This is a genomic window from Candidatus Methylacidiphilales bacterium, assembly GCA_030054035.1.
Lineage (GTDB): Bacteria > Pseudomonadota > Gammaproteobacteria > JASGCS01 > JASGCS01 > JASGCS01.
In genome coordinates this window covers 180,136-206,427 of sequence record JASGCS010000001.1, presented here as the reverse complement: position 1 = coordinate 206,427, position 26,292 = coordinate 180,136, and the positions used below count along the sequence as shown (strand labels likewise).

General features: G+C 35.5%; 21 protein-coding genes and 2 tRNA genes. 14 read left to right on the top strand and 9 right to left on the bottom strand.

Features of this window, described 5'->3' with window-relative positions; translation table 11 throughout:
• Positions 1–66: 66 nt before the first annotated feature.
• From QM538_01120 to QM538_01110, 3 genes are all read right to left on the bottom strand, one after another.
• On the bottom strand, positions 67–936 hold the full coding sequence (locus QM538_01120; protein ID MDI9347091.1) for a hypothetical protein: 870 nt from the start codon (positions 934–936) through the stop codon (positions 67–69).
• Positions 917–2,323, bottom strand: a complete 1,407-nt coding sequence (locus QM538_01115) for a hypothetical protein (GenBank protein ID MDI9347090.1) — start codon at positions 2,321–2,323, stop codon at positions 917–919. Before QM538_01115 ends, QM538_01120 begins: the two co-directional genes overlap by 20 nt.
• 272 nt (positions 2,324–2,595) lie before the next feature.
• Positions 2,596–2,683 (bottom strand) — tRNA-Ser (locus QM538_01110).
• 34 nt (positions 2,684–2,717) lie between these two features.
• Between QM538_01110 and QM538_01105 the strand changes: the two genes are divergently transcribed.
• The 6 genes from QM538_01105 to QM538_01080 are packed head-to-tail and all read left to right on the top strand — an operon-like array spanning position 2,718 to position 8,044.
• Positions 2,718–3,668 carry a ribose-phosphate pyrophosphokinase gene (locus QM538_01105; GenBank protein MDI9347089.1) on the top strand — a complete coding sequence of 317 codons (951 nt, stop codon included), beginning with the start codon at positions 2,718–2,720 and terminating at the stop codon, positions 3,666–3,668.
• Positions 3,669–3,686: 18 nt separating this feature from the next.
• Positions 3,687–4,394, top strand: coding sequence for a 50S ribosomal protein L25/general stress protein Ctc (locus tag QM538_01100; protein ID MDI9347088.1), 708 nt, complete (start codon positions 3,687–3,689; stop codon positions 4,392–4,394).
• On the top strand, positions 4,395–4,979 hold the full coding sequence (gene pth, locus QM538_01095) for an aminoacyl-tRNA hydrolase (GenBank protein ID MDI9347087.1): 585 nt from the start codon (positions 4,395–4,397) through the stop codon (positions 4,977–4,979).
• 1 nt (position 4,980) lies between these two features.
• On the top strand, positions 4,981–6,069 hold the full coding sequence (gene ychF, locus QM538_01090) for a redox-regulated ATPase YchF (GenBank protein MDI9347086.1): 1,089 nt from the start codon (positions 4,981–4,983) through the stop codon (positions 6,067–6,069).
• On the top strand, positions 6,069–6,833 hold the full coding sequence (locus QM538_01085) for a HesA/MoeB/ThiF family protein (protein ID MDI9347085.1): 765 nt from the start codon (positions 6,069–6,071) through the stop codon (positions 6,831–6,833). The genes ychF and QM538_01085 overlap by 1 nt, the downstream gene beginning before the upstream one ends.
• The gene (locus QM538_01080) at positions 6,821–8,044 is read left to right on the top strand and encodes a DUF1015 family protein (protein MDI9347084.1); all 1,224 of its coding nucleotides are present in this window, start codon (positions 6,821–6,823) and stop codon (positions 8,042–8,044) included. Before QM538_01085 ends, QM538_01080 begins: the two co-directional genes overlap by 13 nt.
• A 9-nt stretch (positions 8,045–8,053) precedes the next feature.
• Here the strand turns inward: QM538_01080 and QM538_01075 are convergent, their stop codons facing one another.
• Positions 8,054–9,061 (bottom strand): NAD(P)/FAD-dependent oxidoreductase, encoded by a 1,008-nt coding sequence (locus QM538_01075; GenBank protein MDI9347083.1) that lies wholly within the window; start codon positions 9,059–9,061, stop codon positions 8,054–8,056.
• Positions 9,058–10,572 (bottom strand): glutamate--tRNA ligase family protein, encoded by a 1,515-nt coding sequence (locus QM538_01070; GenBank protein ID MDI9347082.1) that lies wholly within the window; start codon positions 10,570–10,572, stop codon positions 9,058–9,060. Before QM538_01070 ends, QM538_01075 begins: the two co-directional genes overlap by 4 nt.
• A 24-nt stretch (positions 10,573–10,596) precedes the next feature.
• Here QM538_01070 and gloB point away from each other — a divergent pair, with 24 nt between their 5' ends.
• On the top strand, positions 10,597–11,394 hold the full coding sequence (gene gloB / locus QM538_01065; protein ID MDI9347081.1) for a hydroxyacylglutathione hydrolase: 798 nt from the start codon (positions 10,597–10,599) through the stop codon (positions 11,392–11,394).
• Here gloB and QM538_01060 read toward each other — a convergent pair.
• The gene (locus QM538_01060) at positions 11,391–12,122 is read right to left on the bottom strand and encodes an FAD-binding oxidoreductase (protein ID MDI9347080.1); all 732 of its coding nucleotides are present in this window, start codon (positions 12,120–12,122) and stop codon (positions 11,391–11,393) included. The two genes, gloB and QM538_01060, sit on opposite strands and share 4 nt — an antisense overlap.
• Before the next feature lie 25 nt (positions 12,123–12,147).
• Between QM538_01060 and QM538_01055 the strand changes: the two genes are divergently transcribed.
• The 4 genes from QM538_01055 to QM538_01040 all read left to right on the top strand — a co-directional run bounded on the left by QM538_01055 (position 12,148) and on the right by QM538_01040 (position 15,181).
• Positions 12,148–13,620 (top strand): hypothetical protein, encoded by a 1,473-nt coding sequence (locus QM538_01055; protein ID MDI9347079.1) that lies wholly within the window; start codon positions 12,148–12,150, stop codon positions 13,618–13,620.
• Positions 13,617–14,369 carry a type III pantothenate kinase gene (locus QM538_01050; protein ID MDI9347078.1) on the top strand — a complete coding sequence of 251 codons (753 nt, stop codon included), beginning with the start codon at positions 13,617–13,619 and terminating at the stop codon, positions 14,367–14,369. The genes QM538_01055 and QM538_01050 overlap by 4 nt, the downstream gene beginning before the upstream one ends.
• The gene (locus QM538_01045; protein MDI9347077.1) at positions 14,362–15,084 is read left to right on the top strand and encodes a hypothetical protein; all 723 of its coding nucleotides are present in this window, start codon (positions 14,362–14,364) and stop codon (positions 15,082–15,084) included. Before QM538_01050 ends, QM538_01045 begins: the two co-directional genes overlap by 8 nt.
• A gap of 21 nt (positions 15,085–15,105) precedes the next feature.
• Positions 15,106–15,181 (top strand) — tRNA-Thr (locus QM538_01040).
• A gap of 16 nt (positions 15,182–15,197) precedes the next feature.
• Here QM538_01040 and QM538_01035 read toward each other — a convergent pair.
• On the bottom strand, positions 15,198–17,195 hold the full coding sequence (locus tag QM538_01035) for an acyltransferase family protein (GenBank protein ID MDI9347076.1): 1,998 nt from the start codon (positions 17,193–17,195) through the stop codon (positions 15,198–15,200).
• A gap of 95 nt (positions 17,196–17,290) precedes the next feature.
• Here QM538_01035 and QM538_01030 point away from each other — a divergent pair, with 95 nt between their 5' ends.
• The 3 genes from QM538_01030 (at position 17,291) to QM538_01020 (ending at position 23,668) form a co-directional block, all read left to right on the top strand.
• Positions 17,291–19,999, top strand: a complete 2,709-nt coding sequence (locus tag QM538_01030; GenBank protein MDI9347075.1) for a thrombospondin type 3 repeat-containing protein — start codon at positions 17,291–17,293, stop codon at positions 19,997–19,999.
• Between the two features lie 61 nt (positions 20,000–20,060).
• Complete coding sequence (gene icd, locus QM538_01025) at positions 20,061–21,314, top strand: NADP-dependent isocitrate dehydrogenase (protein MDI9347074.1); 1,254 nt, start codon at positions 20,061–20,063, stop codon at positions 21,312–21,314.
• Positions 21,315–21,340: 26 nt separating this feature from the next.
• Positions 21,341–23,668, top strand: coding sequence for an AAA family ATPase (locus QM538_01020; GenBank protein MDI9347073.1), 2,328 nt, complete (start codon positions 21,341–21,343; stop codon positions 23,666–23,668).
• Here QM538_01020 and infA read toward each other — a convergent pair.
• Positions 23,661–23,885, bottom strand: coding sequence for a translation initiation factor IF-1 (gene infA, locus QM538_01015; protein MDI9347072.1), 225 nt, complete (start codon positions 23,883–23,885; stop codon positions 23,661–23,663). The genes QM538_01020 and infA overlap by 8 nt on opposite strands.
• Positions 23,878–26,289 (bottom strand): phosphoenolpyruvate synthase, encoded by a 2,412-nt coding sequence (gene ppsA / locus QM538_01010; GenBank protein ID MDI9347071.1) that lies wholly within the window; start codon positions 26,287–26,289, stop codon positions 23,878–23,880. Before ppsA ends, infA begins: the two co-directional genes overlap by 8 nt.
• Between the last annotated feature and the right edge of the window lie 3 nt (positions 26,290–26,292).

The following is a 26,292-nucleotide window of genomic DNA, read 5'->3' as shown; positions in this document are numbered from 1 at the left end:
AGCTTACTTCAACGCCCGCAGGGCGGGCACGGCGGCTACAAAATTAAATAAGGTGACCAAGCGGGTTTAGCTAATCGCAACTTTAGCGACATTATCGGAAAAAATCAATATTTCCTTTCCTTGCCTTGCTTCAAATGCACTGTGATTTATCGTAAATTTATTTTTCTTGAATTTATCATAAAGATTCTGAATATAGACAACATCGTCATAAGTCATAACCCATTTTAACGAAGATTTTTCAAGAAGTTTCAATAACTCCTTATGATCTTTATCGATATAATGGTTTAAGTATAAAGATTTACCTTTTTGATAGTATGGCGGATCAATAAAAATAAAATATCTGTTTTTGCATTTATTTTTTTCCAACTGTTTCAAAAGCCTAATCCCATCCAAATTTCTAAATGATATTTTATTTTTAAAATTTTTGATTTTTTCCAGTCTTGAAATAATCGTATTTTTTGTAAAACGAGCCTGAACATTCCAAAAACCCAATTGTTCCATTCCGCCTATTGGCCCGCCCTCAATAATTCCCGAACGGTTTGTTCTGTTCAGAAATAATGTCGCAAACGCCAAATCCTTTATTGATGATGACGGATTATTGTAAATTTCTTTTTGCTTTTTCCATTCTTCAATATCAATATTTACTTTCTTTATTTTATCTATCAAAAAATTAGTATCGGCAATAACAATTTTCCAAAACGCAGAAATGGCTTTATCCAAATCATTGATAATAATTCTATCAACCTTACCTGAAAACAATAATTTCAAAGAGGCCCCAGCTCCGCCCGCGTATGGTTCAACGAGGATTATTTTTTCATTTTCAAAAAAATTTTTTTCTATTGCTTTATATAAAAAAAACGCCAAGCGAGTTTTTCCGCCAGGATAACGAAGTGGACTTGAAAATTCAGATGTTATTTTATTTTTTTCTTTTTGCATTTTGTTTTTTATTCTTTGCTTTTTTTTTCAAATCACCCCAAAGAATCTCAAAAAATTCTTGAAGATTGTCCCATTTACCTTTTAGTTCGCTTGAGGTTGGTTGGGTCGTTGTTGAATGGACATATTCGTGGAAGTTTTCTATTGATAGATGACTTCTTTCTCCTATGGACGAGCCAACCTTATTGATGTTTTTAAACTTATTATTTTCATATTTTTTATTTACTAAACTTTCAACCACCCAAGAAATTTTGTTTTTTATTGTTTGATTTTTCATAAATTCGTTGGCGTTCATTTTTGCGTAATAATCCAAAGATATTTCCAAAAATACCCTAAAAAGAACCCCGACTGCATTTGGAACGACATCAATTAACAAATCATTTTTCAGTTCATGATAGATGTTATTTATTTTTGTTTCCTGAATCTTCAAAACACAATTATTCGAAATTAAGTACTTCCGATCTGAAGATTTTGGATTACTGCGATTAGCCCCATTATTTTTTTTAACAGATGTAGACTCTTTGCCAAAAAGATCTGTTTTGGTTTGTTTTTTTATTTCGTTAGCGACCCTTTTATAATCATCTTTTGTTATTTGCATCAAGTAACTTTCAATTTCTTTCGTATTTAAACGCGAAAATAATTTGCTGTTAAATTGTCCTTTTTGTAGAACATCAAAAATAATAACTTTCAATTTTTCATCAAACTCTTTGTCTTTGGTTTGAAGTTCGCCATTATCGTCAAGACTAAAACCAAAAGTAGACCATGCGGGATTTTGTTCGATAAGTCTCCAAAAAGTTGTAATAAAACCATGGCCTAAAACCTTTTCCTTTAATTCTTCTGGGAAATCCAAGACTCTGATTCTTTTTGAAATTGCCACTTTTAATAAATCTTTTTGACTTGCGTTTCCTCTGCGAGCATTATGATGCGCTCTCTCGTTGTCGCCCCAAGAAACCTCGTTATTGCCTCTTAAATGCTTTCTGTCAATATAACGAAGTCCCTGATCCTTGTCTTTTGTTATTAAGCATTCAAGTATAAATTTATCGTTGATTTTGATTCTTGATTTTAATCCATTAAGTTTGTTTTTGAGTTTTATATTGTCTGTCAGTTCTGGGTTATTCAAGAGCTTATAAACCGCAAGACGACGATTTCCTTCCAAAACTATATTTTTGCCGTTTATTTCATAGATAACGAGTTTTTCAAGTTGAGGTAAGTCAAACCCTTTTACCACTTCTTCGGCTAATTCGGACAATTTTAAATCTTTCTTGTTAAGAAAATACTCAATCAACTCTTTTTCCGTTTTTTTAAAATATTTATCAGGAAAACGGGCATTTTCATCCCAAAGAGAAAGTTTTTTTATTGGAATATTATTTTTTGTGAATATATCTGCCATATTTTATATAATTTTTGCTTTTTTGTAGTATTTCATATAGTTCATTATATGTCAATAAATTATATTTGAATAGGAGACCCTTGAAATACTTTTGTTCAAAACCAGGTTCGTCTACTATCGATTGGATTATAGCACTTCGTTCTCCCCTTTGTGCAGTTTTTTTCTGTTAAGTATGTTTTTTATAAAACTTGTTGACTTCTTTATCCCTTTCTTTGTTTCGGTTAATTTTGTCCGTCCAAACAGTACCGCCAATTTTCACTTTTTGTTAAAATTGGCGGAGAGGGAGGGATTCGAACCCCCGATACCTTTCGGTATAACAGATTTCGAGTCTGTCACGTTCAACCACTCCGACACCTCTCCTTTGATTGGTTTATAGGGTATATTATATGGCTATATGGTTAAAGACGAATTAGATTTGCGATTGTTTTGTGGGAATTCTAACCCTATTCTTAGTGAAGGTATCGCAAACAAATTGGGCATTCCAATGGGTCGTGCTGTTGTTGATACTTTTAGTGATGGTGAAGTACAAGTTGAAATTGAAGAAGATGTGCGTGGGCGAGATGTTTTTGTAGTGCAAAGTACTTGCACTCCTGTAAATGATATGCTCATGGAGTTGCTAATTTTATGTGATGCACTTCGGAGAAGTAGTGCTGGTCGAATAACTGCTGTGTTGCCTTACTTTGGCTATGCGAGACAGGATCGTCGTGTGCGCTCGGTTCGTGTTCCAATTACTGCAAAGTTAGTTGCTAATATGTTAGTGAGTAGTGGTGTTAATCGAATCTTAACGGTAGATTTACACGCAGACCAGATTCAAGGATTTTTTGATATACCTGTTGATAATGTTTATGCATCCCCATTGTTGGTGGCTGAGATGTGGCGTTCAAAATTGCCAAATTTAATTCTTGTATCTCCTGATGTTGGAGGGGTTGTGAGAACTCGTGCTATCGCTAAGGGAATAGGTGCGGAAATTGCAATAATTGATAAGCGAAGAGAGCGCGCCAATGTCTCTGAAGTTATGAATGTGATCGGTGATGTCGAGGGTAAAAACTGCATTATAGTTGATGACATTGTGGATACTGCTGGTACTTTGTGTAATGCAGCTTCTGCGCTTTTAGAAAATGGCGCTACAAGTGTTTATGCGTATATTACCCATGCAGTGTTGTCTGGTAGAGCATACGAAAATATTGAATCTTCAGTAATTAGAGATTTAGTTGTTACAGATACCATCCCAATAAATAAAAATCAGTCAAAAAAAATCAGACAAATATCTGTTGCTGAGCTACTTGCTGAGTCAATTAGAAGGGTACATCTAAATCAGTCGGTAAGTTCGCTGTTTTTCTCATAATCTGTTAAAATACTAGCTATGGAAAATTTACAATTATCAGTTAAACCTCGAAATGCTACTAGTAAAGGCGAGTTGCGAAGACTAAGAAAATCTGGTGAAGTGCCAGGCATTGTGTATGGAGTAAATAGTTCAGGAAAGATAGTTACTGAAATAGTACAAGTTTCCGCTAAAGAACTAGCTAAGAATATTAATAACCCTGATTTTTATTCACAAATTGTCACTCTCGTGCATGAGTCAGGTAAGTCGGAACGGGCGATTCTTAGAGAATTACAAAGACATCCTTGGAAAAACTCACAAGTACATATTGATTTTATGCGTGTTGACGACGCTAAGAAACTTAAAATTAAAGTTCCTTTCCGTTTCTTGCATGAGGATAAATGTATTGGGGTTCGTTTAGGTGGGGGATCAATAAATCACTTAATGTCTGATGTCGAATTGTTCTGTCTGCCAAAAGACATACCAAGATTTTTGACTATTGATTTAGAGAACATGCAGGTCGGACAATCACTACATCTTTCAGATATTCAATTGCCAGATGAAGTTTCTTATTCATTCTCTTTAAGTGATGAGGGGGCTGATCGTGCGGTTGTTTCTGTGACCATTCGTCAAGTTGAAACCGAAGCGAGCACTGTTACTGCACTTGCCGAAGCTACTCCAGTTGAAGGAGCTGCAGAGACTAAAGCAGCTGATGCTAAAGCTCCTGAAGCAAAGCCTGCCAAAAAATAATTGCCCGAATACTCAAATTATCCTTGTAAGTTATTAGTTGGTATTGGAAATAAACCTTTGAAGTATGCGCTTACTCGTCACAATGTTGGGTTTTGGTTTGTTGATCAGATGACCAACCTACATTCCATTACGTTACAATCAGATTCATACCAAAAGGAAATTGAATTTACAAAACTAAATGATTTTTGGATCAGTAAACCTTCTGAATGGATTAATTTAAGTGGTGTTGGAGTGGCCTACCTTAAAAAAAAATTCTTAGTTCAGAATAATGAAATCGTAGTCGTACATGATGAAGTTGATTTACCTGTGGGTAGAGTGAGAGTAAAGTTTGGAGGAGGTCACGCAGGTCATAATGGTATTAGAAATATGATTGATATGCTAGGCGGCGCTGATTTTTGGAGAATTAGAGTTGGAATCGGCAGACCTCAAGTAGGAAAGGAAACCGATAGCCATGTACTTTCAAAACCAATTGATGAGGAAAGGCAGATTATTGATACCCGATTATCTTTACTTTCAAATGAAATAAATAATTTTATGTCTGGAAATTTTCATAAAATGATACAATCTATCCACACCCAAACTTAACATGCGCTGCGGAATTGTCGGTTTACCAAATGTGGGAAAATCATCGCTCTTTAATGCGATAACACATTCAAGTGTGCCAAGTGAAAATTACCCGTTTTGCACTATTGATCCAAATGTAGGTATTGTTTCTGTACCTGACAGTAGATTGCAACCACTTTCGCAATTGGTTGGCTCAGAAACAATTATACCTGCCACAGTAGAATTTGTAGACATCGCTGGTTTAGTTAAAGGCGCTTCACAAGGTGAGGGATTGGGTAATGCCTTTTTAACTCATATTCGTGAAGTTGACGTATTAGTTCAAGTAGTGCGTTGTTTTGTTAAGGATACTGTTATCCATGTGTTGGATAGAGTAGACCCAATAGGTGATATAGAAATTATTGAAACCGAACTTCTCTTAGCTGATTTACAAACGGTACAGGACGCTAAGGAGCGTTTTGCCAAAAAATCTAAAAAAGAAGAAGATGGAATTATCCACATGGATTTTTTTCGCGAGTTAGAAGTGTCGCTATCAAAAGGATTCCCGGCACGAACATTTACTTTCCCTCATATTTCCGCACCTCATTGGATGAAATCACTTAGCTTATTAACCGCTAAAAAAGTATTATATGTTGCTAATGTGCTTGATCATGAAATATCCGGAAATCAATATAGCACTTTACTAATTGAATATGCTAAAAAACAAAATGCTGATTGCGTGATCATTAGTTCAGTCTTAGAGGCGGAACTCTCTTTATTAGAAAAAACTGATAAAATTGAATTTATGAAAGAGTTAGGCGTGGTTCAGAGTGGGCTAGATACCATCATCCAGCATTGTTATAGCTTGTTGGGTTTGCAGACTTATTTTACTGCTGGTGAAAAAGAAGTTCGTGCTTGGACGGTTCGAGCTGGCGCAAAAGCTCCTGAGGCAGCTGGGAGGATACACACTGATTTTGAAAAAGGCTTTATACGAGCAGAAGTGATAGCGTATCAAGATTTCATTTCTTTCGGAGGAGAGCATGGCGCCAAACAAGCCGGTGTATGGAGATTGGAAGGTAAAGAGTATGTCGTTCAAGAAGGTGATATCATGCATTTCAGATTTGCTCCAGCGTAATGTTGTCAATAAATCAAAAAGAAAGGTATGCTCGCCATATTATCCTTGATGACTTTGGCGAACATGGTCAAGAACAATTACTATCAAGCAAAGTATTAGTTGTTGGTATGGGTGGTTTGGGGTCTAATGCAAGCACCCAGCTAATTATGTCTGGAGTAGGGCATTTAATAATAAATGACTATGATGTCATAACCCGATCAAATCTACACAGACAACCACTTTTTAGCGAACATGATATCGGAAAGCGCAAGGTTGAAGTAGCGGCTCGTAGGTTACAAGATCTACAAGCTGACGCGACTATTGGTATTATTGACAAAGTATTAAATGAAGCAGAACTGGAAACTATTTTACCCTCAGTTACCTTAGTGCTTGATTGTTTAGATAATTTTCCAAGTCGGTATAAACTTCACCATGTTGCATATAAATACCATATTCCAATTGTTTCTGCTGGAGTAATTACTCATTCAGGACATGTAGCCTTATTTAATAATCGCAACGACGACCCCTGTTTTGAATGTATTTTTCCAAAACCCATCCTATCATTTACATCTGAAACTGATGGCTGCCAAGAACGAGGAGTGTTGGGAGCATTGGTTGGAGTTATTGGTTCGATGCAATCACTGTTAGCAGTGCAATGGATTGCTAATAGCACTAAAAATTATTCATATGAGCATATATTATTTTCTTTCAACACCCATACGTTACAGTGGGGTAAAAGTGTATTTTATAAAGATCAAGATTGTCTAGGAGTATGTCACCAGTGAAAAAATTATGTAAACCATTTAAAGCGTTGTTAGCAAATCCAATGTATGCCCAGTCTATTGTTTCACCACCTTATGATGTACCAACCCGTCAAGAAGCAAAAGCGTTAGCAATGAATAACCCACACTCTTTTCTTCATATTACCAGAAGTGAGATAAATTTAGATGATGGGGTAAAGGATAATGATGAGCGAGTCTACGCACAATCGAAGATTCAATTTGAAAAAGCAATACAAACCAAACTCCTTCTTCATGAGCAGACACTGGGAGTGTACCCTTATCAAATTGCGAAGGGCACCTTTACTCAAACTGGAATAATTGCGTTATTTTCATTGGAAGCATATCGAATGGGTAGAATTGCAAAGCATGAACTTATAAAACCTGACAAGGAAAAAGATCGCGCCATCCAATTGAACACACTACAAGCCCAACCAAGCCCTGTGCTCCTTACCGTTCCTACCGATAAGGCTTTCAACCGATTGCTTAATTCATGTGTCGCCAAACCATTGTCATTAGAAGTAGTTGATAGTGAGGGTTATTTCCATAGACTTTGGAAAATTACAGATAGTGATTTAGTTCAAACTATATGTTTACAAATCGAATCATGTAACCAACTTTTTATAGCAGATGGACATCACCGAACTAGTGCCGCAAATAATATCTCTGAGCATCATTCTCCAATACATAACGATCGCTTTGATTATTTTCTTGCAGGGCTTTTTCCAGCGGAAGAAATGATTATCCAAGAATACAATCGTGGGATTTTACCAAATCTAGGAATTAGCGCTGAGCAGTTACTTGCTTCATTGCAAAGTGTTGTCGCATTAACTGCTTGTGAAAAACCAAAATTTATTAACCCTGGTCATTGTGCGGTTTGTATACTTAATAGATGGTATATTTTTTCATTCAACCAATCGGATAATAAAAATCCAGTAGATAGTCTTGATGTAAGTAAATTAAGTCAGCAAATTTTAAGCCCTCTTTTTGGTATTTCTGACTTGCGTAAAGATACGAGAATTGAATTTATTGGAGGTAAAAGTTTTGATCTAATTGAGGCAAAAGTTCGCAATGCAGAGCTATTGGCTGGCTTTGCATTGCACCCTACGCCAATACATTCCATGATAGAAGTTTCCAGAGCAGGAGAGTTAATGCCGCCAAAATCAACTTGGTTTACTCCAAAATTATTAGATGGGCTGTTGGTACATTGTTATTAAATTAACTAGTTAGTTGGGTAACTTTAAGCGCTGGTGTAATTGGCTTGAGGTAGTAGTGTACTGATTAAATTGTTTACGATCAGGGTAGAGGTATTTTTCTATTGCATGAGCGCATAAAGCAGACTCATGAAAGCCGGAAAGAATTAATTTTCTTTTACCAGGGTAAGTATTGCAATCACCTACTGCATAGACTCCAATTCTATTGGTCTCAAAAGTATCTACGCGTACGCAAATTTGATTTTTTTGCATGGTTAGACCAAAATTTTCAACAGGACCAAGTTTAGGCAATAACCCATAAAACACTAAAAATACATCTGCTTTAATTTCAGTATTATTCACAATGAGTGAATGAAGTTTTTGGTCGCCTGTAAAGCTTTCAATAGTGCCAATCGTTAAAGAGATTTTTTTTTCAAGAACAAGTGCGTTAAGCGTGGTAACACTTGCGTGAGCGCCTCTAAATTCATTTCTTCTATGAATTAGATGGGTTTTGATGCCTAAACTCTGTAAGTTGATTGCCCAATCAAGTGCGCTATCCCCGCCACCGCAAATACAAACCGTTTTGTCGCGAAGAGATGCTGTGTCGCGTAGCGCGTAAAATAGATTTATATTTTCGTATTTGTCAATACCATTTATTTTAATTTTTCTAGGCGCAAAAGCCCCAAGCCCAGTTGCGCATACTAATGTTTTTGTTTCAATGGCATTTTCTTGAGTTTGTATAAGGTAATTTCCGTTCGGTAGCTGAGATAGGGATTGAGCGGTATTTTTTAAAAAAATTTGACAATCAAATGGTTTTATTTGAGCCATTAAATTTACAATTAATTCTTGAGCTAAAATTGAAGGGCATGCTGGGATGTCATAAATAGGTTTTTCTGGATATAAGTAACTGCATTGGCCTCCAACCATTGGAAGTGAATCTATAATTACAGATTGAATTCCAGCTAATCCAAGTTCAAAAACTTGAAAAAGCCCAGTAGGACCTGCACCTAGAATTAAACAGTCGGTCTTGATTTGGTTCATTTTGAGTCGCGGAGTGGTAGTGTCATTATCCACACCCCTCGTGTATTTTGAAAATCAGTTTCATTATTGTAAATGCAATAACCAACCCGTTCGAATTGAACGGTCGCATTAGTTGGGGTGTCTTTATGAATATAAGAATTTGTCATTATGTAACTCCCGTCTTTAAAGATGATAAAACTAGCAGGAACGGCCAATGATTGATCTAACCAATGAATCACTCCTTTTACTTTTTCACCGTTTGGTAGATTTTGTTTGAATGTATTTGGAATTATTTCAGCATGCACTGATTTGATTATGTCACCAGTGCAATCAATACTAGTGCATTTTATAATACTATCATGCCGAAGCCGAACTAATGCTTGAGGTGTTAGTCTATAAAAATCCTTTGAAGGATTTATTCTAATATCGTCCAAATCAACCAAAAGCTTCCTTTCTATGTTTGTAGAGGTATCAGTTAAAAAACAAGTAATAGGGTTTAACACAGCGGTAGAGCGTGGAGCATTTTGATTTAAATACTCACGACTGATATTTTCAAAATAACTAAACTCAGCTTCACTGTTTGCTTTACCAAATCCTGTCCTTACACAAAAGTCAATTATTGCTTGTGGTGGGTGGCCTCTGCTCTTTAATCCACTTAAGGTCGCAATCCTAGGATCATTCCATCCCTCAATTAATCTTTGTTCTATTTTAGCTTTGATTTCTCGTTTACTCGTCGTTGCGCCTTTAATTTCTAATCTTGCAAATTCAATTTGCTGTGGTTTTACTCCTAGATTTGCTTTATCAACTACCCAATTATATAAAACTCGATGATCTTCAAATTCTAACGTGCATAGTGAATGACTAATTTTTTCTATACAGTCAGAAAGTGGATGAGCGAAATCATACATGGGATATATATTCCATGTATGACCAGTTCGAATGTGGGTTTTTTTTAAGACTCGGTAGAGAATTGGATCACGCAAGTTCATATTTCGAGAAGCCATATCTATTTTTGCTCTTAACACAGCTTCACCTTCATTAAAATCACCTCGCATCATTTTTTCAAACAAGGCTAAATTTTCATTCTGGTTTTGATTTCGATAGGCACTCTCAATCCCTGGGCAGGTTAGACTTCCTCTGTTAAGTTTTATTAGCTCAGCTGAATCTAAGTCTACATAGGCGTTTTGATTTTTAATAAGTTCAATCGCTATGTCATAAAACTGATCAAAATAATCTGAAGCGTATGTTATGGAGGTTTCTCTAAAGCCAAGCCAATGAATATCGTTTAGTATCTCGGTATAAAATTCTTCAGTTTCCTCCATAGGGTTGGTGTCATCGTAACGAAGAAAACAAGGTGCTTGAAAATGCTTGGCAAGAAGAAAATTAAGGCTTATTGCTTTTGCATGTCCTAAGTGTAGCCTCCCGTTTGGTTCAGGTGGAAAACGAAATCTTAGCGATGTTTTGGGCATACCAAGACGAATATCTTCTTCTATCTTCTTTTGTATGAAGTTATTTGGTAGACTATAGTCCATGATGTTAGCTATTTTACTAGACGAATGAGCCTAATCGTAAAGCCTATTACAGCTTTTGAAGATAATTATATTTGGGCAATAACCTCAACAATTCAAAGTAATTTTGTAGTGCTTGTTGATCCAGGCTGCGCAAAGAGCACGGTTGCGTGGTTAAACCAAAATCAACTAATTCCAGAATCCATTCTTATCACCCACCATCATGGAGATCATATTGGGGGTGTTCAAGAGATAGTACAACGCTTTCCTGATTGTGTTGTCTACGCCTCAACTCATCCTGCCTATCTTTTTCCGTATATTGCAGTAAGTCCTGATAGCCCTATTTACCTTACCTGTTTAAAAACCAACTGTACCGTGTTCTCTCTACCTGGGCATACTGCTAAGCATATTGGGTTTCATTTTGCAAATGAAAAATTATTTTTTTGTGGGGACACTTTATTTGCTTCAGGGTGTGGGAGGGTGTTTGATGGCACGCATAGTGATCTGTTCAACTCAATTCAAACTATTGCATCACTAGATGCAGACACTTTAATTTTTCCAGCACATGAATACACCTATGCTAATGTTTTATTTAGTTTGATTATAGATCCTAGCAATGCTAGAGCAGTTTACAGAAAATCAGTTGAATCACTTCGGAATAATCAACTACCTACTCTGCCTACAACGGTAGGCCATGAAATCAAATACAATCTTTTTATGCAATGCCATACTGATTTAGTAATTTCATTTTGCCAGTCATATGCGAAAAAAAAATTATACAAAACACATGAAGTTTTTTATTGGTTACGAACCTTCAAGGATAAAGAATTTGATCCAAGTTACTAGGAATGTGTACTTACCCAGTATCGTTCAAAAGTAATATTTCCAGGAATCTTTCTTCGGTGTCTAGTTAACCCAAGCTCATTGCCCAATTGAAGACAATCATGTATCATCTGGGGATTGCCACAAAACATAACATGGAGTTGCTCTAATTTATTTGTATAGTTTTTCAATTTTTCTTTCAGATAAAATTGTACTCGAGGTTGCTCTGAGGTTGTAATTGGCTGATAATTAAACCAAGCAAATTGATTCTGTGCCTGGCTTAACTCATTATGATACATTAAACTCTCAATCGTTTTTCCAGAGTAGTACAGCAATACATTGCTAAACGTTGATAAGAGACCACTGCGCAGCATTGAAATGAACGGTGCAACTCCTGTTGTAGTTGCCACAAACCAAAGTACAGTTTTGTTATTCGCAATTTCAGATACAGTTAAATATCCGTATGAATCTTTGCTAAGTAATAATGTTTCCCCACATTGAAGCTGTTCCAATTTTTCACTCATTGTCCCACCAGCAATATATACTGTGTGAAGTTCAAGTTCTCGGCTACTGGGATCATGTGCGAATGAGTATGGTCTTTTAATTTCGACTCCATTTTCTATAAAAATACATTGTATAAATTGACCTGGTTGCCAAAGTAACTCTTCCCTAGAGAGGATGGTAAAATAAAAAATCCTGTAGCAGCTTATAGAAACCTTTCTCAATAATTGTGCTTCAATCATGTTTGACATGATACTATAATACTGTTAAATTACTATGCTTTTCTACACAATTAAGAAGTTCGATTTTTCTAAGCAACAAATAGCCTGCCAACTCATTTTTAATCCAATTTCTGGAACTCAGCCAGTAGTAATCCAACTACCTGCTTGGACACCAGGAAGTTATACCATGAGAAATTTTAGTAGTAAGATGCTTTCAATAAACGCTTTTGATGATGAGTATAATAAACCACTAGGTATCGAGAAATTAGATTTACACTGTTGGGTAGTTCGAGGGACACCTTCTAGAATAAGAATCGAATATACTTTATTAGCAAATGATCAGTCATATAGAGGGCTATTTCTTGATGCAAAACGGGCTTTATTAGAGTTAGCGGCTTGTTGCTTACTTCCTGAAGGTATGCACCAGCATCGTTGCGTGATACAAATCAGTCCACAATCTGTCAAAGAAAGTGTTTTTGAGAAAAAAAAATCATTATTTACGACACTACCTTGTACTCAAAGTAAGTCGAATGGATTTGGCACCTTTGAGTCCATTAATTATCAAACGTTAATAGATAATCCAATTGTGGTTGGTGAGCTAAAATATTATCAAAGTCAGGTTAATTCAGTCAAACACCAGTTTGTCGTATGTGGAAATGTTGTTTTACGTAAGCATTTTATTAAACAAATTAATAATATTTGCCAAACCGTAATGAGACAGTTTGGCTGCGTTCCTTTTCCACACTATGCGTTTATTATTTTTATTACAGATACCGGACATGGTGGTTTAGAGCACAGCGCATGTGCCTCAATTCAACTACCAAGCAAAGCGTTTGAAAGTAAATTCTATAACCCCCGAGCAAGCATTACAACCTCTGTACTTTCATTATTTGCCCATGAATATATTCACGCATGGATAGTTAAACGAGTTACCAATTACAAAACAAACACTACTTCACTTATCTCACCCATTCCCACAACTAATTTATGGTTTTTTGAAGGGTTTACACATTACTACGATATATTGGTTTTGGTGAGAGCTGGAGTGATTTCAAAGGATCGCTTTCTAATATTATTTGCAAAGGAGTTGAAAAAATACTCTGACTGCAAGGCACTTTCTTGGCAGTCGCCATCTGAAGCAAGTTTTGATAGTTGGATTCGTTATTACCACCCCCATTCCTTATCTGTGCTATACGACTCTTCGTATTATTTAAGCGGCATGGTTGTGGCGTTTTGTCTAGACACCCATGTTCGTGAATGTTTTGATAAATCTTCGCTAGATCAGTTTATTAAACACTTGGCAATACATAAATCGCAGATTAATGAAACTGAAATTTATGATCATATCACGAATTTTTTTGACTTAACTACTGCACGATTGATACAAAAACTCACACAATCCAGAGGTGTTATAAATATTTCTAAATCTTTGGACCAAATTGGTCTAGTTGCCTCAAATCAAAAGGGGTCATTTCAGCTTAAGATTAAGAATACAAATAAATTGCATAATTGGATACGGGTAACATGAACTTACTCTTAGATATAGGTTCAAGCATGCTCAAATGGAGATTTTATGAACAGCGTGATCAATCTGATCGGTATTTTTATCAAGGCTCTAAATTTCATGCAGGGGAATTTCAAACTATTGTATCCGTAATAAATACCTTACTTATGAATTCTAGTGGGTGTTATGCTATTTCAACATGTAAAAAAACTTCCAGTCACCAAAAATTTTCAATTGAGTTATTAAATCGCCATCTTATTCATCCTGTTCAAGATTTTCAAATTAAAAAAATGATGAAAATGAAAATCGCATATCCAGATTGTGCTAGTTATGGAGTCGATAGGGCAGTGGCAATAGAATCTACCCTTCAAAAATTTACACAGTCAACAGATGTTCTTTTAATTGGATGTGGCACAATAACCACTTTTGATTGTATAGAACAAGGTGTCCACACAGGGGGCGCGTTACTACTAAGTCCTTATGAAACATTGCAAACTGTTTCTAGTAAATTACACGTAGGGGCTTTACCTTCTAATAATTTATCTTATTGTTTTCCAGCCACAAATACAACAATGTCAGCGAAAGCAGGGACTGCTATTTCATTACTTGGCGCAATCGCACAAGCCTGTGCGTATTTTAAAAAAACGCCAAGTATAGTTCTCTACGGGGGTTATTCGTACCAACTCTCTACCCAACTTTCCTGTGATCATGTTGTTCAGCCTTTTTTAATCTTTGATACTATGCAAAAAATGTTACGAACCCATTATGAGTAGAATCATTGTGCTTTTTTTATCTATTGCAAATATGGTATTATTACTTTTTCTATATTTAGAAACATATAGACCAAAACATAATTTTGATAATTACGGTATTGAACCTCTACATCAGTTAAATACTTTATCAGACCTTAAAAATAACAATGAACTTACGCTGTCAACTAATCAAACGTTAACTGTTCCAGAATTATCTGAAACAATCCCTGTACCCCCCTCTACTCAACAGCTAGCAATAGATACAACAATATTATGTGCGCAAATACCATTTCCAACGGTTAAAGATCGTGATCGGGCGCTACAGGAACTTATGACATTCAAAGATTCGATTCGGTTAAGTTCATACAGTAAGTTAATTGAAAAAAACTTTTACAGAGTAATTATACCTACTGAAAAATCAATTTTAAAAGCACAGACTATTGCAAAAGAATTAAATAGACTTAATTTTAAAGAATTTTATATTATTGTAGATTCTAAATATCAGAGTTCAGTTTCGGTTGGAGTATATAAAAAGAAAAATACCGCAGAAAATATTGCTGTTAAATTAAAAAAAAGGTACCCTCAATTTGATTTTAATACAGTGCCTCTCGACACGGTAGTGCCGGAACTATCCATATCTTCAACTGTTGTAGCAAAAGACTCTACCCTTGCAAAACAGATAGAAGAAATTGTTACACCTCAAACAGTTCAGTGGACTTCATGTGAAAATGAGTAAATTGGTATAATAGTGATCGACGCCGGTATAGCTCAATTGGTAGAGCATTCGCTTTGTAAGCGAGCGGTTGGAGGTTCAAGTCCTTTTACCGGCACCAATTTTAAATGTTGCTATTATTTTTTAACAACTCGTGAAAACTCATCAAGGCTATTGTAAATAGCCTTGCCAAGCATTCTAGTTCCACAAGGACTGAGGTGATCTTCGTCAATAAAGTAAGAGCATTGTTGTGAAGCAATTCCAAAAGGCAGAATTAATTCGATGATAGACAAGTACCATACAGTTTTTTCCCTTAGGTTAGTTACCCTATCAATTATTTTTGCATCTAGTCTTTTGTAATGGGAAATTATATGATCAGAAATTGCAAAATTTTTATTCTGCATAGCCTTAAAACCTGAAAGAGTGTGAGGTTTTATAAATGGATCTACCCATGGACCAATCCATATAGTCGGTACCTTATGAGAAAATAACTGTAAATATGAAAGTACTGCAGAGATTTTACTATCTTGAATGTCATGAATCACATCATCATTATTGAATAATAATCTTCTTTGGTTTTTGGTTAGTAAGGTGAATAAATCTAAACCTGCTTGAATGTAGTAAACATTTTTAATCTGCGTTGCTTGATCGAGTATAAATTTAGCAATTTCTGAATTCGCACATTTTTTTTTAGAATTGGAATCTTTTTGAGCTGGGCGACAACCACCTTGTGCAAATGATATGACGAACCTATGAGTGCTATGTTTTAAAAAAATGTCATATAAATTATACCCATGAGAATCGCCAATAATAATTATCGCAGTGCCCCATTTATTAAAACAGCTAGCTAACGCGCTATCAGGAAGCTCAAGTGGTCGTTCTACCGCAATCATACACGGTGAATCTTGTGTTGGGGTTGGATCAACTAGGTTTTCTTTGTAGATAAGATAACTTTTTCGGGCATCTTTTTCAAAGGGTATTTCAGCCATTATAAATTCTAAACCTTTTGTATAGTAAACCATAACACTCCATGCGATCAGTAGTATCGTGCTACTTGATATTATAAGTAGCAATGTTTTATTGCTAATAGTATTTTTATTTCTAAATGGTTTCTCAACGAAATAATACGAGATAATTGAAAGCATACTAATTGCAATAAAAGCAACAATGATAGTTAGCGTGCTCCAGTTACCAAAGAGGGTATGTGTAATGACAAAAACAGGTTGGTGCCATAAGTATAAACTGTAACTCAATAAACCAATCCCAACTAGCAACCTTGATTGTAAAATCATTGAGACGAAGCTTTTATTCTGATAGGTATACAATATAAGGAGACAACTAGCTAATATTGGAATAATTAGTTTCACTGACGGTACGTTAGATTCTTCTGAAAAAAATGCAATTGATAGTATAATTGTAGTGATACTAATCCCAGAAATTATTTCATTCCACCAACGATTTTTACACTCTAAGAAAGCATGGTTTACACAGATTGCGCAAAACGATCCTGCTAACAGTTCCCAATATCGTGATGTAAAGCGATAGTAGTTTACTATTGGATCAGAAATAGAATGCAATTGTGCAATATAAATCCCTAACAATATTAAAATAAAGAGCAATACCAGTAGCCATATCTCTATATTCTTGATACGTAATCTTCTACCAAAGATTACTGTTACAAATAAGATCAATGGAAATGAAAAATAAAACTGCTCTTCAATTGAAAGACTCCAGGTGTGTACTAGAGGGTTATGTATCGCATCTTGATCAAAATACCCACTATGATTTGCCAGAAAAACATTTGATAGAAAAAATATTGAGCTAAAGCCAACAAATACAGCTCTTGAGTAATCTTCAGGAAATAAGAAAAATGGCACAATAAGAAACAAAACAAACAATAAAAAGTATAATGCTGGTAAAATTCTCCTCACTCTACGCATGTAGAATGATTTGAAGCTAAATGTAGATTGCTGCATTTCTTGATAAATTATAGAAGTTATCAAATATCCACTTATGACAAAAAAAATATCCACCCCAAGATACCCGCCAGTAAAAAATGAGTTGCCTGTGTGAAAAAGGATAACAGGGATTATTGCAATTGCTCGAAGCCCATCAATTTCTCTTCTATAGTACATGGTGTTAGATATTACATGGCATTTTACAATAGTTGATCTTAATTGCTACCCCGCACCTCAATTTCAGCTAACGTTCTTCATATATAATAATAAATATGAAGAACGTTGTAGCATTCTTTTTAGTATTACTGCTAGTGCAAATTACCATAATTATCGTATTTACATTAAACAAAGGCAAGGGTTTAATGACCATTTCAAAGCAGACTGATTTTGCCGCCCATAAAAGCACTGCTTTACACAACAAACCTAATCTATCAAGACAGGAAATTAACCCCGCTAATAATTATGAGCTTATTGGCAAGTTTGCGGAGGAAACTGTTACGCCTAACTTTATTGATACACAACGTGCCTTTCTAAATAAATTTAAAACAAATAGTGAAAATAACCAAGGTTTTGCTTTAGTGCAACCGCCCATAAATGAAACTTTATCTCACCCCTCAGACGAAAGCGCAAGCAGGGTTTTAAGTAATTCTGCAGTAAATTTAAATACCCCAGCTGTAGTCGATAGCGATGGTGATGGTATAGTAAATGCTTCCGATCAATGCCCCTCAGGGCTTACAAATTGGTCAAGCAATTTACAGAATGACAGAAACCAAAATGGCTGTAGAGATAATACCGAAGACCTTGATAGCGATCACGATGGAGTTCCAGATTTTCTTGACAATTGTCCTGCCGTCTCACAAAGTAATAGTGTATATGGTTTACTATTTATTCATTCTAATCAAAATGATAAAAATTTAAATGGCATAGGCGATACTTGCGAATTAAATCCACCTAGTTTGTATATTCCAGAAGGAAAAAAGTCCATATTAAAGTTTCAAACTTCTGGTGACTATGATGGTGATGGTGTTTTAAATTCAGTTGATTGTGACATCGATAATGATGGGTTAATTGATGCGCATTGCTCAGAGGTAACATCGTATACTGGTTCGGGAGAATTGCGTTATTACGACAATAGAAAATTAGCTCAAACTGACCGATGTCCCTTTAGTAGAGTTGGCTTTATTTCATCATTAAGTTCTGATCCGCTAGGGATTGGATGTGAACGATCAGATCAGATATCCGATGATGATAATGATGGTGTACCAAATAATCAAGATAACTGTCCTAGTGTATTTAATCATGATCAAGCTGATATGGAAAAAGATGGTATTGGCAATGCTTGTAGTAATATAACTGATTCAATTAAAGAGCACTCAACTTTTAAATGTATGCCTGATGAAATTTCCTCTTCAGATGGATCCGCATCACCACAAGCAAAAGCTATTGCGGATAATCTTTTAAATTCATTTCCAATAATTACTAATAACACATCTGATATTTTTGTTCCTTCGGTTCAAGGCGGTGGACCAAATACTTCCGTTGATTGGTATAGTTCTGATTCTCGCTGGCTTTATTTTGGTAGAAATGATTATTATGTTTCTCTTACTTATTCTAATGATAATAAAGCTGCCTTTGTGGCTTTTCCACCAGTAACACGCAAGATTAAAGTTTGTGTGTATATTAAATATGATAGTGCTTGCAATGACTCATCACCGGGATGTGGTTATGAACCAATCTATCGAGGTGTGAAAGAAATTACAATTCCCGCAGCCACTAGAAAATTATTTACCGATTTAACTGTAACACCTACTACCTCAAAAGAGTATTTTAAAATTATGGCCGATGATTTTAGCACAAATAGATTAAATTCTATTATTTGGGGTTTTTGGAATAACGCCCAGGGTTTTTACGGAGTGCCGACTTCTGATCTTGTGAGCGTTAATAATGGTGAGCTAAAACTCACTTCAAATATGCTCAGAAGCAGTAAATTTGCTTCTGAGCAAGCAGTGGTCAATGATATGAATAGATATATATTTAAAAATGGAAATGAATTTAGAATTATTAGCAATTTATATTTTAATATTCCTTTCTTAAATCAAATATACACCTATAGTAAAAATAAGTCTACAGTAGCTGGTGAGGACTCACCTATATGGATTTCGCGTGAATATCTTTTCACCAACTTCGCATTTTTTGATCCTGAGCGTAATATTGGAAAGTACAATATTATTGGAACAGCTAATCCAGTGCATCCAGTAATTGGTATTGAGTACCATGGAATTGATATCGATGTTCTACCCCCCACTATTAGTGGTGGTAGCCCGAAGCCTAAATGGGGAACCGGTGCTATATTTGGTTTGAATGTAGATGGCACTGAGCGTTGGGGTGCTTTTAATCGTGATTATTTTTTTAATTTTCCAGACAGTAATATCTGGAGGTTAGGTGTAGAGGTTGAGTTACGATTTAGCACTTCAGTAGTTTCAACTAACTACCGTATAAGGGGAAATAGCAATGATCCCATGCAACTTTTTTCTTCTATAAAGCCAGGTAAAAGTCTATGTTTCGGTAAAGATAAATCCCAAACAGCCTTTGTAGATAGTTGTAATAGTTCAATTTTTTCCTATCTAATGTCTTTAGGTGTTAATACATCAGATTTTCGTAATTTAAAATTTCCAAAATTACCTGAAAGTCCTCATACCTTAATTATTGCTAAAATCTTTAATCGTTGGGAAGCGTTTCCTAGCAACAGTTTGACTATAGATATCGTAAAGGGAGCAAGTATTTATAGAGATTTTGCTGTGTGGTTGCCAGTAGAAGATGCTTTGACTGATGAATCTCTTCAGCGCGTCCATACCCCTGATGGTTTTTTTCACACGAATAATTTAATGAGGTTATATAAAAAACATAGATTGCAACAAGTCAAAGTGCCAAAATCATGGCGATGCCCAGATGGATTCGATTCCACTTACTATAGCTGCTAATTCATTCATAAAATACATTTAATTATGGTATGATAAAAAGAATAAAATAGTAGGCTTATATATGAAATACAAACATGTCAAATTTCCAGATCAAGGTTCTTTTATAACTTTTAACAATGCAAAGCCAATTGTGCCTGATTTTCCATTTATTGGATATATTGAGGGTGATGGTATTGGTTTTGATGTATCACCTGTCATGAAAGCAGTGCTAAATCAAGCTGTTTTAAAAGCCTATGGCGATAAGAAACGTCTTTGTTGGGTCCCAATTTATTTAGGAGATCAAGCGATCCAAATGTATGGTGCGGAGCAATTTTGCCCTGAAGAATCTCTAGATGCAATGCGAGAGATTGGGGTCTCAATCAAAGGACCACTTGGCACTCCAGTTGGTGGAGGTATTCGTTCATTAAATGTTGCAATTCGTCAAAAAATGGACTTATATGCCTGTGTCAGACCAGTTAGGTATTTTACTGGTGTGCCATCTCCTGTAAAAAAACCTGAGGATGTCAATATGGTAATTTTTAGAGAAAACACGGAAGATATCTATTCAGGAATTGAATGGAAAGCAGAATCACCTGAAGCAAAAAAAATAGTTAATTTTTTAATCAATGAAATGCATGTTACCACAATAAGGTTTCCCAACACCTCTAGTATTGGTATCAAGCCTATTTCTAGAGAGGGAAGTGAGAGATTAATTAAGATGGCGATTCAATATGCTATTGATTTTGACTTACCTTCGGTTACACTTGTTCATAAAGGGAATATAATGAAATTCACTGAAGGCGGTTTCCGAGATTGGGGATATCAGTTAGCGATTAGAGAATTCGGTGCAAAACAATTCGAAGATGGCACTTGGTACTCTATAAAAAACCCTATCAATGGAAAGGAAATTGTCGTAAAAGACTTTATAGCAGATAATTTTTTCCAACAATCGATGCTTAGAGCAAATGAGTTTTCTGTTGTAGCGACAATGAATTTAAATGGAGATTATTTGTCTGACTCACTAGCAGCTCAGGTTGGTGGGATTGGAATCGCTCCAGGGGCTAATATAGGTGATTATTCTGCGGTATTTGAAGCGACTCATGGTACAGCACCTCGCTACGCAAAACAAGATAAAGCTAATCCAGGTTCAATCATTTTATCTGGAGAAATGATGCTTAGATATTTGGGTTGGAATGAGGCTGCCGATTTAGTGCTAAAAGGACTAGAAGGGGCGGTAATTAAGAAAAAAGTTACATATGATTTTCATCGTTTGATGGATCAAGCAGAACTACTAGGCACAAAGGCTTTTGGTGATCAAATTATCACCTCGATGTAGCAATCTTTTCAAAATAGTTAGGTATTATGAATAGATTAAACAGGGAAATAGAAAAAAATATCCTGATAGTAATTGACTATGCTCAGAAATCTAAACATTCGGTACTAACTCCAGAACATCTGCTTCTCGCCTTGCTTCAAGTAAAGGCAGTGAAGGATTTTTGTACTCAAAAAAAAATAAAAATTTCTCTGTGTAAAATTGAATTAAAGTCTTATCTTGAGTCCAATGTACCTAAACACTTAGATTCACCATCCAGTGAATTACTAAAAACCCCTGTTCCAACTAACGTTACCCATCGTATACTTCAACGGGTAATTGAATACTCGCAGACAACTAACAAACAAGACTACGACAGTTTGTTTTTTTTAATTATTCTCCATGATGAGAAAGATACATTTGCTTCAGCGTTGATGCAAAAATACAAGTTAGGAAAAGCCCAACTCCTTAAATATTTTTTATCTTTACAACTTGAAGAAGTGCTTACTTTTCCAACTCAACCAAAAGCCTCATCTGTTCGTAAAAATGTTGTCTTTCATGTTCTTGAAGAAAAAAAATCTAAACAAGAACAATCTACAATCGACTCAGTTTTAGTTAATCTTAATACTCTTGCACTTAATAATAAGCTACCTCCACTGGTGGGTAGAGTTTATGAACTTGATCGTCTTACAACCATCTTAGGCAGAAAACACAAAAATAATCCAATTCTAGTAGGTGATGCAGGAGTGGGTAAAACCACCTTAGTTCACGGGTTAGTGCACTTAATTACACAAAACAAGGCAATGCCGATTTTGAATAATAGCACTGTTTATTCTTTACAGATCGGATCGTTAGTGGCTGGCACTAAGTATCGGGGTGATTTTGAAAAAAAAATGGTTGAAATTATGACTTTTTTGAATGAAAAGAAAAACCCAATTTTATTTATTGATGAAATTCATACTATTATAGGAACTGGCTCTACTACTGGTAACACGCTCGATGTTGCAAATATGCTAAAACCTTTCCTGACTTCTGGATCTTTCAGATGTATTGGGGCGACAACGTATGTCGAATATCGAACTATATTTGAAAAGGATTCTGCCCTAGTAAGAAGATTTAGTAAAGTTGATATCAAAGAACCGACCGTTGATGAATCATTGGAAATAATTAAAGGAATTACAAAAGAATTATCAAATTTCCATTCTGTAATTTTTAGCGATGAGGTAATTCGCTTAGCGATAGCGCTTTCTGTACGATACATCGGTGATAGAAAATTGCCCGATAAGGCAATTGATATACTTGATGAAATAGGTTCCAAGTTTAGAAAATCAATTAAAAATGAACCTCTTCCATTTCCGATAACACTCGACATGGTTGAGGAGCATGTCGCTTCTATCACAAATATCCCTAAGCATTCATTGACAGCTCCACATTTGAATAAAATAGAATTGATAGTAAATGAATTAAATAATGAAATTATTGGACAGCAGGAGGCAATTACCAAGGTAACTAGTGCGTTAAAACGATATTACGCTGGTCTTCGTGATCCGGAGAAACCAATTTATCAATGTATATTTCTTGGGCCAACAGGTGTGGGTAAGACTATGCTTTGTAGAAAATTGGCTGAAAAATTATCCATGAATTTTGTACGTTTCGATATGTCTGAATTTAGCGAACAGCATTCAGTTTCAAGACTAATTGGATCCCCACCTGGTTATGTCGGTTTTGATCAAGGAGGTCAAATTACAGAAGTAATTGCGCGCAAGCCTCATTCAATTATTCTATTGGATGAAATTGAAAAATCTACTCCTGCGGTGCACCAATTATTTTTACAAATAATGGACAGGGGCGTGCTTTCCGATCAAATGGGCCGTGAGATAAGTTTTAAAAACTGCCTAATTGTCTTTACCTCTAATCTTGGTTTTGATCTTAATGCAAATGAAATTGGTTTTTCGTCCAACACTCAAAATATCACTCAGTCATTCGATAGAAAATCAGTTACAAAACTATTCCCACCAGAATTTCTTGGTAGGTTAGACGAATTGATTGTGTTTCAATCTTTAGGAAATCAAGAGCTGGAAAAAATAATTAAAATCAATATTAATAACTATTTAAATCGAGTCGTTAAAAAGAATTATAAATTTTTAATTGACGCTTCGGTAATTAAATGTATTTTAGAAAAAGTAATCGAGGCCCGTGCAGGTTCGCGCCCAATAGATAAATTTATTGAATCTTGCATTAGTGAGCCATTAGCTGACTTTCTTTTATCGTACAATGGCAAAGGTAATTTGGAACAGAACATAATTACTATTTTATATTCAGGTTTTGGCGATCGTTGCTCGATAAAAATTCCTCGTGAGCTTGAAACTACTACTTAGCTCTGAAAGTTATTCTACCTTTAGATAAATCGTACATACTTAACTCAACTTCTACACGATCTCCTCTAAGGATTCTGATGTAGTGCTTTCTCATTTTTCCTGAAATATTGCAAATGATTGTGTGACCATTATCAAGCTTCACTCTAAACGTTGCGTTTGGCAACGCATCAATTACAACCCCTTGAGATTTTATGATACGATCTTTTGAATCAGTCATTTTGTTTATTTTTGGATAACTCAAGCGAGTTAATTAATTTTTTCATCGTGAACACACTGTCAGGATTAAGTGAAATAGAAGTTATATTATTCTCTACTAAGAATGTAGTAAATTCAGGATAATCAGAAGGGGCTTGACCACAAATACCGATATACTTTTTGTTTTTCAAACATGATTTAATAGCCATAGAGACGAGTGTTTTAACTGCCTCATCTCTCTCATCAAACCCGCGCAGCAAACCTGAATCTCGATCAACACCTAGTGTCAACTGAGTTAAATCATTACTTCCAATTGAAAACCCATCTACGAGTTCTAAAAATCTATCTGCAAGAATTGCGTTAGATGGAAGTTCACACATTAAATAAATTTCTAATGCGTCTTTTCCTCTTTTAAGTCCGAATTTTTCCATTAATGAAATTACTTTTGAACACTCCTCAACAGTTCGTGCAAATGGAATCATCGGGATAATATTTTCTAAACCAACCGCAGTCCTCGCTCTTCTAATTGCTTCACATTCTAATTCAAAGCATTGAATAAACTGATCTGAATAATACCTTGAGGCCCCTCTAAAACCTAGCATAGGATTTTCTTCTTTTGGTTCGTATCTATCGCCACCGACGAGCGATGCGTATTCATTTGATTTGAAATCACTTAAACGAACAATTGTTGGTCTAGGGTAGAACGCCGCGGCAATTGTACTAATCCCTTCAGTTAATTTCTCAATATAGAAGTCTTTTGGATTACTATATCCAGATGTAATTTTCTCAATTCTATATTTTGTATATTCATCCAAAGAGTCAAATTCTATTAGCGCTTTTGGGTGAACTCTTATAGAGTTTGTGATTATAAATTCTAGTCGTGCCAAACCTACCCCGTCTACTGGAAGCTGTGATATTTGCATTGCAATTTGCGGATTTCCAATATTGACCATGAGTTTGGTTTTTGTTTTTGATAATGTTGATAAATCAAAATTTTCAACTGAAAACGGAATTATTCCTTTATAGACACGCCCGGTATCTCCCTCTGCACATGATATAGTTACAGGAGTCGTATCTTGTAATAGACTAGTGGCATTGTTACAACCCACAATTGCTGGGATACCTAATTCTCTAGCAATAATTGCTGCGTGACAGGTCCTACCACCTCTGTTAGTGATAATCCCAGCTGCTCTTTTTAAGACTGGTTCCCAGTCTGGGTCTGTTATATCAGTTACTAAAATTTCTCCTTGTTGTAATTGATCCATATCTTCAATAGATAAGATTAATCTTGTGTTTCCGCTAGCAATTTTTTCCCCCACACTTTTACCTTCAGTTAAGACTTCACCGTGAGAGGCAAGTGTAAATTTTTGATAAAATTGTTTAGATTGCCTGGATTTTACTGTTTCTGGGCGAGCTTGCACAACGTAAAGTTGCCCATCAATCCCATCTTTCGCCCATTCGATATCCATTGCGATTTTTTTACCGTGCATAATTGAATAATGTTCCTCAATCGCTAATCCATATTGAGCAAGTAGTACAATTTCATTATCTTGTAAAGCAAATTCATTTTGTTCATGTGGATGTACTGTAACATTTTTTGTAGAATGTCCAGCGGTGTGCTCTTGAGTATAGATCATTCTAAGTTGCTTAGTCCCAAGTTGCTTTTTTAGTATGGGGTTTTGCCGATTATTTTTTATTGCAGGTTTAAATGCATAATATTCATCAGGATTAATCGCCCCTTGAACAATATTTTCACCTAGCCCATATCCAGCAGTAATATAAATCACCTGATCAAAACCGCTCTCTGTATCGATTGTAAACATAACACCTGAACAGGCCAAATCAGAGCGTACCATTTTTTGAACAACAATGGATAAGGCAACTTGTTTGTGATCAAATTGATGATGGGCTCTGTACGATATTGCTCGATCAGTAAATAATGATGCAAAAACTTGTTTACAACAACTTACAAGATTTCTCCTACCTCGTATATTGAGATAGGTATCTTGCTGACCTGCAAAAGATGCGTGAGGCAAATCTTCTGCAGTTGCTGAACTACGAACTGCAACTTCTGAGTAACTCCCATCTGCATAGTTCAGTGAAGTGTAAGCCTCATAAATTTCTTCCTGAATTGCTTCAGGCATTTCACCATATTGAATACCAGCTCGTATTCTTCCAGCACCTTCGTTCAAACTTTCATAATCTTGGATATTTATTTTTGAAAGCTCTTCTTGAATTACAGCATCTACCTTATTTTTACTTATATACTCTCGATACGCATCTGCAGTTATGGCAAATCCATAAGGGACTTTAACATTTTTTTTTGTTAGGTTTGTGTATAGCTCACCGAGAGAGGCATTTTTCCCACCTACTACAGGGATATCCTGTAATGTGATGGTGTCAAAAAATCTGATATATTTATACATGCG